General features: G+C 70.2%; 10 protein-coding genes and 1 pseudogene. 7 read left to right on the top strand and 4 right to left on the bottom strand.

Annotated features, from left to right (window positions below; all coding sequences use genetic code 11):
• Nucleotides 1–404 precede the first annotated feature (404 nt).
• The gene (locus ABD993_RS20980; protein WP_345421030.1) at nucleotides 405–1517 is read left to right on the top strand and encodes a zinc-dependent alcohol dehydrogenase; all 1113 of its coding nucleotides are present in this window, start codon (nucleotides 405–407) and stop codon (nucleotides 1515–1517) included.
• Between the two features lie 69 nt (nucleotides 1518–1586).
• Here the strand turns inward: ABD993_RS20980 and ABD993_RS20975 are convergent, their stop codons facing one another.
• Nucleotides 1587–1841, bottom strand: a complete 255-nt coding sequence (locus ABD993_RS20975) for a hypothetical protein (RefSeq protein WP_345421027.1) — start codon at nucleotides 1839–1841, stop codon at nucleotides 1587–1589.
• 98 nt (nucleotides 1842–1939) lie between these two features.
• Nucleotides 1940–2131, bottom strand: a pseudogene (locus ABD993_RS36840) (nuclear transport factor 2 family protein); the annotation flags it as partial.
• Between the two features lie 461 nt (nucleotides 2132–2592).
• Between ABD993_RS36840 and ABD993_RS20970 the strand changes: the two are divergent.
• The 6 genes from ABD993_RS20970 to ABD993_RS20945 all read left to right on the top strand — a co-directional run bounded on the left by ABD993_RS20970 (nucleotide 2593) and on the right by ABD993_RS20945 (nucleotide 7599).
• The gene (locus tag ABD993_RS20970; protein WP_345421025.1) at nucleotides 2593–3522 is read left to right on the top strand and encodes a mycofactocin-coupled SDR family oxidoreductase; all 930 of its coding nucleotides are present in this window, start codon (nucleotides 2593–2595) and stop codon (nucleotides 3520–3522) included.
• Between the two features lie 8 nt (nucleotides 3523–3530).
• Complete coding sequence (locus ABD993_RS20965; RefSeq protein ID WP_345421022.1) at nucleotides 3531–4586, top strand: alpha/beta fold hydrolase; 1056 nt, start codon at nucleotides 3531–3533, stop codon at nucleotides 4584–4586.
• Nucleotides 4587–4628: 42 nt separating this feature from the next.
• On the top strand, nucleotides 4629–5168 hold the full coding sequence (locus ABD993_RS20960) for a VOC family protein (RefSeq protein ID WP_345421019.1): 540 nt from the start codon (nucleotides 4629–4631) through the stop codon (nucleotides 5166–5168).
• 4 nt (nucleotides 5169–5172) lie between these two features.
• The gene (locus ABD993_RS20955) at nucleotides 5173–6012 is read left to right on the top strand and encodes a mycofactocin-coupled SDR family oxidoreductase (protein WP_345421017.1); all 840 of its coding nucleotides are present in this window, start codon (nucleotides 5173–5175) and stop codon (nucleotides 6010–6012) included.
• Nucleotides 6013–6055: 43 nt separating this feature from the next.
• Nucleotides 6056–6433 (top strand): nuclear transport factor 2 family protein, encoded by a 378-nt coding sequence (locus tag ABD993_RS20950; protein ID WP_345421014.1) that lies wholly within the window; start codon nucleotides 6056–6058, stop codon nucleotides 6431–6433.
• Between the two features lie 275 nt (nucleotides 6434–6708).
• Nucleotides 6709–7599 (top strand): alpha/beta hydrolase, encoded by an 891-nt coding sequence (locus ABD993_RS20945; protein ID WP_345421011.1) that lies wholly within the window; start codon nucleotides 6709–6711, stop codon nucleotides 7597–7599.
• Nucleotides 7600–7642: 43 nt separating this feature from the next.
• Here ABD993_RS20945 and ABD993_RS20940 read toward each other — a convergent pair whose 3' ends face one another.
• Both ABD993_RS20940 and ABD993_RS20935 read right to left on the bottom strand, forming a co-directional pair.
• A complete protein-coding gene (locus ABD993_RS20940) occupies nucleotides 7643–9241 on the bottom strand; it encodes a flavin-containing monooxygenase (RefSeq protein ID WP_345421008.1) in 1599 nt (532 codons plus the stop codon).
• 5 nt (nucleotides 9242–9246) lie between these two features.
• Nucleotides 9247–10296: a CaiB/BaiF CoA transferase family protein gene (locus tag ABD993_RS20935; RefSeq protein WP_345421006.1), complete on the bottom strand. Its 1050-nt coding sequence runs from the start codon at nucleotides 10294–10296 to the stop codon at nucleotides 9247–9249.
• Nucleotides 10297–10378: the final 82 nt, after the last annotated feature.

Here is a 10378-nt window from a genome sequence, read left to right as displayed (position 1 = left end):
CCTACACGTCTACGCCACGGCCCTGACCAGGACCGGATCGCACACCACCTTGGTGGACGCCACTCAGCGGTCCTGCGAGGTCCTGCGAGGTCCTGCGAGGTCCTGCGCTCAGCCTGATGTGTCTGCCATGTCCTCTGGGTGCCTGTGGTTCGTGCCCCGCGGCATTCCACATTCGTCGAGAAGCTGGTCTCCGCGTCCTGAACCTCAATCGCGGTGATGTGGCTCGCCGAGTACGGCGGCCGGAGATCGCTTTGGGATCATGCCCACCCGGTTCAACGTGCATGCCATCGGGTTCACGGTGCGACAATGCGCTCCGGCGTGAGCCGTCTCCCGTGCCACGAACCATGCCCCGAAGACGACCTGCAGAGCGCCTGACAGCCGCGAGACGAGGACCAGGAGAGCTGATGTCCACAACGGAGCCATTGAGGATGCACGCCGTCCGCTACCACGGGCGGGGCCAGGTCCATGTCGAACAGGTAGACGTGCCTGTGCCGGGCGACGACGAGGTGCTGATCTCGCTGGCGTTTTGCGGCGTCTGCGGCAGCGACGTGTCCGAGTTCGAGAAGGGGCCGCTCACCGCGCACATCGCCGACGTGCCGCACCGGGTCACGGGCCACACCGGGCCGGTGACGCTCGGGCACGAGATGTCGGGCTACGTGGTGGCGAGCCCCGCAGGCAGCGGCCTGCCGGTCGGGAGCCTCATCACCTCCTCCGGCGGCGTGGTGTGCGGCGAGTGCCCCCAGTGCATGGCTGGCCGCCCGAACCTGTGCCGGCAGTACCACGTCGTCGGCATGCACCGCGACGGCGGCCTCGCGGGCTACTGCACCATCCCCGTGCGGGCGTGCGTGGACACGACACCGTTCGGCCTGAGCCCGTCCACCGCGGCGCTCGCCCAGCCGATGGCCATCGCCCTCCACGCCCTGCGCCGGGGGGACCCCCCGGCGGGCGGTCGGGTGGCCGTCGTCGGCGCGGGCGGGGTTGGTGCCTTCCTGGTCTACGGCGCCGCGGAGAGCGGCCTGGACGTGCTCGCGATCGACGTCGACGAGGACCGAATTGCCCTCGCGCGGCGGCTGGGGGCGTCCTCGTCCTCAAGTGCACCCGCCCAGGGCGACGCGCCGTTCGACGTCGTCTACGAGACCTCCGGGACTCCGCAGGGACTGTCCACGGCGGTCGGGCTCAGTGGTCGCGGCGGCCGCCTCGTCCTCGTCGGGATCCCGGCGCCGGGCGTCGGTCTCGACGCGCGCGACGTCGCCCTCGACGAGCTCGACGTCCGCGGATCGGTCTCCCTCGACCCCGCCCGCGACCTCCCGGAGGCGTTGCGGGTCCTCGCGACCCGCACGGAGGGCTGGGCCGACGTCGCCCCGACGGCATTCCCGCTGCGTGACGTGGCCGAGGAGGGTCTCAGCCGCGCCGCGGGCCGGGCTCGGATCAAGACGCTGTTCGCGCCGGACCTCGTCGAGCCCTGTGACACTGGACGGGCCGACGCCCTCGTCGTCGGTCGGGTCCGGTCACGCTGAGCCGCCCCGCCCCGCCCCGCCCCGGTCTGCGGCGGTGGTCTCTCGTCCTGGCTGTTATCACATATGCCGTTAATTGTCGGGGGTACTGAACGGCGCCGGGGGACGCATGACCGGACGCCCCGAGCGGGCTCCGGCCCCGACGCGGTGGCCGGGGCTCGGGTCGTGCACCGGGTCCGCCTGCGCGCGGACCCGGAGGGGGCAGGGCCAGATTTCGGGCTGGAGGACCGGGCGGACGACCCGGGAGACGAAGCGCCACCCGTCGGACGTGTTCGCGTACTCGTCGTGGAACTCGAGGAAGCGTCCCTGCTCGGTCGCGTAGTGCACGGGTCCTCCGTCGTCGCTGACCGCTCCATGGAGGACAAGTGAACCGACCACGCCGCATGCCGAGTCCTGCGTTGTGTCGGTGAACCAGAATTCGTCAACAGATGGCGGGTGGTCAGAGGGGGCCGCTCGCGCATCGCCTGGAGGATGTCCGCACGCCCGCTCAGCGGTCCCGCGCCCCGGTCGAACACACCGTCGGGGGTGAAGAGGGAGACCAGGTCCCCAAACTCACCGCCGTCCAGGTGGCGGGCGAACCGCTGGTTCAGTGTGGTCAGGTGCCACTCGGTCACCATCTGCTCAATGGGATCCACGCACGTCCCGTCTCTCCGCCCACACCATCGCAAACCGACTGTCGCAGGGGTTGTTATAACGAATATCAAGAAGTAGTGTAACCCCCGTCGCAGGGCCGGCCGTCGCCCGGTTTGGCCCCGAACGGCTCGGAATCGACGCGGATCCTGGGAGAGGTGGAGCCATGGTGTTGACAGTGACACCCGGTGGTGACCGGATTCCGGCCGCGACGCGTCGTCGTCAGCGGGCAGTCCCATCGGTTCCTACTTCGACCCGGACAAGCTCGTCGAGGCCCGTGAGCAGGGGCTGTCGAAGGACGAGATCCACGCGGGCGCCCACGCGGGCAAGTACGCGCCGGAGAACCCTCCCACGGACATCCTGCTCCCCGAGGTCTACTGAGGAGGAGGGCGCGCTGTCGGCCGGCGCGGGCCATTCGACCCCGCCGCGGGGCGTCGACCCTCGCCGCGTGGGTCGCACCGCCTGCACTACCTATACGAACAGCCCCGACCAGATATCACCGGCATGGGAACCTACACACCGAAGTGGAGAACCGATAGTGGGACGTCTCGAGGGAAAGGTCGCGCTGATCACCGGCGCGGCTCGCGGGCAGGGGAGGAACCACGCCATCCGCCTCGCGGAGGAGGGCGCAGACATCATTGCGATCGACATCTGCGCGGAGATCCCCAGCGCCTGGCACAGCCTCGGTACCGAGGCCGACCTGGACGAGACCGTGAACGCGGTGGAGAAGCTCGACCGCCGGATCGTTGCGCGCAAGGCCGATGTACGGGATCGGGACGCGCTGCAGTCCGCGGTCGCCGAAGGGGTCGCCGAGCTCGGTCGCCTGGACATCGTCTCGGTGAACGCGGGCATCATCTCGATCGCCCCGACCATCGAGCTGTCGGTCGAGGAGTGGCGTGACGTCATCGACGTCAACCTCACCGGGGCATTCAACACCGCCGCGGTGACCGTCCCCCACATCCTCGAAGGGGGTCGGGGCGGTGCGGTCGTCTTCACCAGCTCCGGGGCCGGCTTGGCGCCGGTGCCCAACCTCGCCCACTACACCGCAAGCAAGCACGGCATCATCGGCCTGATGAAGACGCTGGCGCTGGAGCTGGCCCCGACCGGCATCCGGGTCAACGCCATCTGCCCCACCAACGTCGACACGCCGATGATCGTGAACGACAAGGTGCTCAAGCTGTTCATGCCGGACAACGAGCACCCGACCCGCGCAGACGCGGAGGCCGAGGGATCCAACCACCGGTCGCTGAACGCGATCCCGGTGCCGTGGGTCGAGGCATCCGACATCAGCGGTGCGCTCCTGTACCTGGCCTCCGACGACGCCCGCTACGTCACGGGTATCGCACTGCCCGTCGACGCCGGGTTCCTGCTCAAGTGAGCGCCGCGATGACGGAGTGGGAGTCCCGCACGCTCGACGCGGACGGGCGGCGTGTCCACGTGAAGATCGCCGGCACGTCCGGCCCGCTCGTGCTGCTGTGCCACGGCTTCCCCGAGTCCTGGTACTCCTGGCGGCACCAGATGGGCCCGCTGGCCGACGCCGGCTATCGGGCCGTCGCGCTCGACATGCCCGGCTACGGACGGTCGGAGAAGTCGCACGACATCAGCGACTACCGGATCACCGAGCTGGTCGCCGCGTGCGTCGGCGTCGTCCACACGCTGGGCGAGGAGCAGGCCATCATCGTGGGGCACGACTGGGGTGCCCCTGTGGCCTGGACGGCCGCGTGGACGCGGCCGGACGTCTTCCGAGCAGTGGCGGGACTGAGCGTCCCCTTCGGTGCCCGCGGGCTCATCGGCCTGCTGGACGACCCGTTCGGAGAGATCAGGCCGAGCATCGCCCACCGCGCCGCCGCAGGCCCCGACCTGCTGTTCTACCAGGAGTACTTTTGCCTCCCCGGTGACGTGGCGGCCCGCGAGGCGGATGCCGACCTGCGAACCTGGCTGACGGGGATCCTGTACGGCCTCTCCGCCGACGTCCCGCTCCCGCCGGAGATGGCCGACGTGGACCTCACCAAGCTGTCGGACGACGCCGCGACGGAGTACGTCCGCGCGGCGCTGTGCGTGCCGCCGGGCACCGGCCTCGGCAGTGTGCTGCCCCAGCCAGAGAAGCTGCCGGCGTGGCTGACGCAGGAGGACCTCGACCACTACGTCGCCGAGTTCGAGCGTACCGGTCTCGTGGGTGCGATGAACTACTACCGCAACGTCGAGCTGGGCTGGGAGCTCCTGGCCGAGTTCCAGGGCACCCCGCTGACCGTCCCCGCCCTGTTCATCGGCGGAGACCGCGACCTGGCGACGATCTGGGGGCGCAACGCGATCGAGCGGGCCGGAGAGTACGTGAAGGACCTCCGCCGGTCGGTGATCTTCGAGCGCTGCGGGCACTGGATCCAGCAGGAGAAGCCTGCCGAGACCACCAGGGAACTCCTGGAGTGGCTCCGTGGCCTCTGAGCCGCGACGGACACCTCGGCCCAGCAGAAAGGAGCAACGTCGATGGCGTCGCTGAGCAAGGAACAGATCGAGGGGCGCAAAGCCGTTCAGGTGGCCTTCATCGTCGACAACCTCGAGGAGGCAGCGCTGAACTGGGCGCGCACCGTGGGTGCGGGGCCCTTCTTCCTGGCGCGTGAGCTGCCGGTCTCCAACGTGCGGAGGCCGAACGGCGAGCACGCGGAGTTCGAGCAGGGGATCGCGCTCGGGCAGTGGGGCTCGGTCATGGTCGAGCTGATCGAGGTGCGCAAGGCGGCACCCGCCATCGTGCACGAGGTGATGACCACCCCTGGCTTCAACCACATCGCCTACCTCGCCGCCGATCCCGAGGCGGAGGCGGCACGCCTCGTGGAGAGCGGCGCGCCGGTGCTGCTGACCCTCGAGTTCGGTGGGGTGCCGGTGCACTTCCACGACGCGCGCCACACCACCGGGTTCGTCATCGAGCACTACCCGTACGTCGACGCCATCGAGCAGACCTACGGACTCGTCGCCGACGCCGCCGAAGGCTGGGACGGGTCCGATCCGCTGCGAGTTCTGGGAGGTTGAGGACATGAACAGTGTCGAGGGGAAGGTCGCCTTCGTCACCGGCGCGGCCCGCGGTCAGGGCCGCAGCCACGCGATCGAGCTGGCCCGGGCGGGCGCCGACATCATCGCTTTGGACATCGCCCACGACGAGCCGGGCCTCGGGCTCGGCTACCCGCTCGGCTCCGCGGAGGAGCTGGCGCAGACCGCCAAGGAGGTCGAGGCACTCGACCGCCGCGTCCTCACCTTCGAGGCGGACGTCCGCGACTCGGATGCGCTCGCCGCGGCGGTCCAGGCCGGCGTGGACGAGTTCGGCAGGCTTGACATCGTCGTGGGCAACGCGGGCATCGCGACGTCGTCGGTCCCCGCGCACGAGATCACGGACGAGCGCTGGGCCCAGATGCTCGATATCAACCTGACGGGGGTCTGGAAGACCTGCCGGGCGGCAATCCCCCACCTGATCGCGGGGGGCCGGGGCGGGTCGATCGTGCTTACGAGCTCGATGGCGGCCTTGCACGTCTACCCCGGCATCGCGGCGTACAGCGCGGCCAAGCACGGCGTCATCGGGATCATGAAGACGATGGCGTCGGAGCTGGCCCAGCACTCGATCCGGGTCAACAGCGTGCACCCGACGCAGGTCAACACGCCGATGGTGCAGAACGACGAGACCTACCGGATCTTCCGGCCGGACCTCGAGAAGCCGGGTCGCGCGGACTTCGAGGAGGCGTCGGCGTCGCTGCACGCACTCCCGGTCGCACTCGCCGAGCCTCTGGACATCAGCAAGGCTGTGGTGTTCCTCGCGTCCGACGACGCCCGCCTGATCACGGGCGTCACCCTGCCGATCGACGCCGGGATCTCGGTGAAGTGACCGGACCGCACGTCGCCACAACACTCGACAAGGGAGTACCGGCATGACCCAGACGACCGCGGACCTCGGTGCACTGACCCGTACGTTCTACGCGGACGTGGACGACAACGACCCGGAGGTGTTCCACCGGCGCTTCTCGGAGACGGGGGCGTTCCGCTTCAACGACCTCGACCCCGTTAGCGGGCCAGAGGCCATCACCTCCTTCGTCGGCGCCTGGAAGGGCAACTTCAGGTCCCTCACCCACGATCTCGAGCGCGTGACCGTCGACCCCGAGGAAAGCCGGGTCGGCACCGAGATCCTCGTGACCTACGTCTTCCCGGACGGTCGCGAGGTCAAGGTGCACGGCAGCTCCTTCCTCGACTACGACAACGGGCTCATCACCGGCTGGCGGGTCTACGTCGACAAGAGCGCGCTGGCCTGACCGGCGACGCACCGACGGTCCGGCCGCCGCATCGATCCAGGCGGCGGCCGGCTGCGGGGTCCCAGGAGCCCGGTGCGGGTTCGGCGAACCGACGGTTCCCCAACATTCCGACGGTGTGGTCGGCCCCGGGCGGTCCGCCTCGGTGGACGCCGGCTTCCTCCTGAAGCAGGACGGACGCCGGGACTGTCGTATCCGACAGGTGTCCGTGGACCGGCGGCCCAGGAGGGTGAAGGAATTCGCCGAGCCCTCATCGCCGAGGGACAAGGAGCTGAACCGTGACCGGTCCGGAACTGCAGCGTGCCCGTGATCTCCTCAGCCATCTGGTGTCCGAGTCGGAGGCCACGATGGACGACTTCCGCCGACTCTACGAGGAGGTCCTGGAGAACTTCGAGCTCCCGGCGGACGCGGAGTCCGAACAGGTCGTCGCAGGCGGGGTGCCGTCGTACTGGGTGAGCGCCCCGGGCGCCGCCCGCGACCAGGTCGTTCTCCTCGTCCACGGCGGCGGTTGGTGCATGGGCAGCGCCAAGGGCTACCGGGAGTGGGCGTACCGGATCTCGCGGGCGGCCGACGCACGCGTGCTGGTGGTCGACTACCGGCTCGCACCGGAGCATCCCTTCCCCGCCCCGCTAGACGACGTCCTGAGTGCCTATCGCTGGGCTCGTGCACAGCCGGGCGTGCGAAAGGTCGCCCTGGTCGGCGACTCGGCAGGCGGTGGGCTCGTGGTGTCCGCACTGGTTAGCCTGCGTGATGTGGCGGAGACGGCACCCACCGCGGCCGTGACCTGCTCCGCGCTCGTGGACCTGGTGGGTGATGCGCCGTCGATCGCGGAGCGCGCGCACCGGGACCCATTGCCGATCTCACCGCTCGTGGAGTCGATGGGCGCGGCGTACCTGGCGGGGGAGGACCGCAGGCACCCGGTGGCGTCGCCGCTGCACGGCGACCTGCACGACCTGCCGCCGCTCCGGGTCCTGGTCGGGACCGAGGAGGGCCTGCACGACGACTCGATCCGGCTCGCGGCGAAGGTTCGGGCCGCGGGCGGTGAGGTGGAGGTCGAGATCGGCGAGGAGATGGTGCACATCTGGCCGATCTTCACCTTCCTTCCCGAGGCGCAGGCCTCGACCGACCGGTTCGGGGAGTTCCTGCGCGAACGCTTCTCCGCGGCCTGAGTGCCGCCGGCCCGGGACGGGCTCCCCCGGGCCGGCTCGCGCCTCAGCTCAGCGCGAAGCCCTTGTACCCGTCGGCGGCGACGTCGCCCAGAGTCTGGCGGTAGCGTCCGAAGTGGCCGAAGTAGAACACGAAGGCCTTGGCCTTCCCGGGGATGTTCGAGCCGTTGTACCAGGAGTCGGCGTAGGTGATCATCGACCGGCCCGCCTCCTCGTCGACGTGGCGCGACCAGTCCTCCTGCGCCTGGGCCGTCGCCTCGATCCGGGTGAGGCCGTCCCGGCGCATCGACGCGATGCACTCGGTGATCCAGTCGACGTGGGTCTCGATCGTCAGCGGCAGGTTGCCCAGCGTCGCGCCCGGGCCGGTGATCATGAAGAGGTTCGGGAAGTCGACGGTCTGCAGGCCGAGGTACGCCCGCGGGCCCGCCGCCCAGTTCTCGGTGAGCGTGGCCCCGTCCCTGCCCCGCAGGTCGATGCTGAAGAACGGCCCGGTCACTGCGTCGAACCCGGTGGCGAACACGATGACGTCCAACTCGTGCTCGCCCGCCGCGGTGCGGATGCCGTGCGGGGTGATCTCCTCGATCGGCGCCGCCTTGACGTCGACGAGCTCGACGTTCGGCCGGTTGTAGGTCTCGAAGTACCCCGTGTCGACGATCGGTCGCCGCGCCAGGAAGGGGTAGTCCGGCACCAGTTTCTCCCGGGTCTCCGGGTCCTGGACGGTCTCTCGGATGCGGTCCCGCAGGAAGTCCGACATCGTCCGGTTGGCCTCGAGGTCGTAGGAGACGTCCCGGAAGGTGCCGAGGGCGAACTTGATCCCACCCTCGCGCCAGGCCTCCTGGTAGACACGCTCACGCTCCTCGGCGGTCACGTCGAGGGCGCGTCGGCCGTTGTGCTGCCAGGGGAACCCGCCCGCCGAGGATCGGGAGCGCTCGAAGATATCGCCGTAGTGCTCCTTGACGTCGGTCCAGAAGTCCTCGTCGACGGTCTCGTGCCTGGCCGGGATGCTGTACTGCGGGGTCCGCTGAAAGACCGTGAGATGGGCGGCCTGCTCGGCGATCTCGGGGATGGCCTGCACACCCGACGAACCGGTACCGACCACGCCGACCCGCTTCCCGGCCAGGTCGACGCCCTCGTGCGGCCACGACCCGGTGTGGAACCACTGCCCGGCGAACGTCTCGATCCCGGGGATGCGCGGCACGTACTTCGAGATCGTCAGGTGTCCGATCCCGGTGATCAGGTACCGCGCACGCACGGTCTCTCCCGCGTCCGTGGTGACGGTCCAGGTGGCGGAGGGGTCGTCGTAGTGCGCGGCCACGACGCGGGTGCCGAAATCGATGCTGCGTCGCAGGTCGAACCGGTCCGCCACGTGCTCGAGGTAGCCGAGCAGCTCGGCCTGCTTCGGGTACTTCCCGCTCCACTGCCACTCCTGGAGCAGGTCGGGGTCGAACGAGTAGCAGTAGACGAAGGCGTCCGAGTCGCACTTCGCGCCGGGGTAGCGGTTGGAGTACCACGTGCCGCCGACGCCGTCCGTGGCCTCGAAGACCCGGACGTCCAACCCGAGGTCGTCCCGCAGCCGGTGGAGCATGTAGAGGCCGGAGAAGCCGGCGCCGATCACGACCGCGTCCACGGTGGTGGGTGTACTCACGGGTCTTACCTCGATCCGGTCGAAGGGTGGGCGCTGAAGCGCGGGGCGGGTGCGGCGACGATGCGGCCGTCGACCTCGCGGACCGTCCCGCGGGCGGAGAGATGGGGGTGACCCGCCGCCTCGCGCAGGCTCAGCACCGGCGCGACGCAGGCGTCGGTCCCCGCGGCGCGCTCGGTCCAGCCGGCCCGGCTGCACCGGGCGAACGCCTCCGCGAAGGCGGCCCGGATCTCCGCCCACCGCTCGGGTGGGCGGTGGGGGCCGAGCCGCTCGAGGTCGAGAAGTCGCAGGAGTTCCAGGTAGAACGGCTGCTCCACCGCGCTGACGGACATGTACCCGTCGTCGGAGGTGCGGTAGACCGCGTACCAGGGGGTGCCACCGTCGGCGAAGTTGGCGCCGCGCCGGTCCTGCCACAGCCCGGCGGCCATCGCCGAGTGGATGCCGGACAGCAGGTGGGCCGCGCCGTCGACGATGGCGGCGTCGACGACCTGGCCCCGCCCTGTCCGGGTGCGCTCGTGCAGGGCCGCGAGCACGCCGCAGAGCAGGTAGAGCGCGCCACCGCCGTAGTCGCCGACGAGGTTGAGCGGGATCTGGGGTGGACCGTCCGCGGGGCCGACGGCGTGCAGGGCGCCGGTCACCCCGATGTAGTTCACGTCGTGGCCCGCGGACCGGGCCAGGGGCCCGTCCTGGCCCCAGCCGGTCATCCGCCCGACGACGAGGGCGGGGTTGCGGGCCGACAGCACATCCGGGCCCAGCCCCAGGCGCTCCAGGACGCCGGGTCGGTGTCCTTCGAGCAGCACGTCGGCCTCGGCCACGAGGTCCAGCAGCGCCGCCGCCCCCTCCGCGCTCCGCAGGTCCAGGGTGCTGCGTCGCTTGTCGGCGTGCTGGGCGTCCGCGTCGGTGGGGATGACCGAGTCGAGGCCGGAGGGCCGCTCGACCACGGTGACGGTCGCGCCCATCTGGGCCAGGGTCATCCCGGCGAACGGCACGGGGCCGATCGCGGCCAGCTCGACCACCCGCAGACCGGTCAACGGGCCCTCGCGGCGAACCGGCTCCATCGATGCTCCCTACTCTCGCGTCTCCATCATCAGTGAACATGCATACCCAACGGTATGTCAACCGTAGAAATGTGCTGTTAGG

The organism is Pseudonocardia xishanensis, from assembly GCF_039541715.1.
GTDB classification, from domain to species: Bacteria; Actinomycetota; Actinomycetes; order Mycobacteriales; family Pseudonocardiaceae; genus Pseudonocardia; species Pseudonocardia xishanensis.
The sequence above is the reverse complement of the archived record's forward strand: the minus strand, read 5'-3'. Positions and strand labels throughout refer to the sequence as shown.

Excerpts from the sequence above, each read along its gene's own strand:
- ABD993_RS20935 (WP_345421006.1), bottom strand. The coding sequence starts at position 10,296 with ATGGAGCCGGTTCGCCGCGAGGGCCCGTTGACCGGTCTGCGGGTGGTC.
- ABD993_RS20955 (WP_345421017.1), top strand. The coding sequence starts at position 5,173 with ATGAACAGTGTCGAGGGGAAGGTCGCCTTCGTCACCGGCGCGGCCCGC.
- ABD993_RS20960 (WP_345421019.1), top strand. The coding sequence starts at position 4,629 with ATGGCGTCGCTGAGCAAGGAACAGATCGAGGGGCGCAAAGCCGTTCAG.
- ABD993_RS20950 (WP_345421014.1), top strand. The coding sequence starts at position 6,056 with ATGACCCAGACGACCGCGGACCTCGGTGCACTGACCCGTACGTTCTAC.
- ABD993_RS20965 (WP_345421022.1), top strand. The coding sequence starts at position 3,531 with ATGACGGAGTGGGAGTCCCGCACGCTCGACGCGGACGGGCGGCGTGTC.
- ABD993_RS20980 (WP_345421030.1), top strand. The coding sequence starts at position 405 with ATGTCCACAACGGAGCCATTGAGGATGCACGCCGTCCGCTACCACGGG.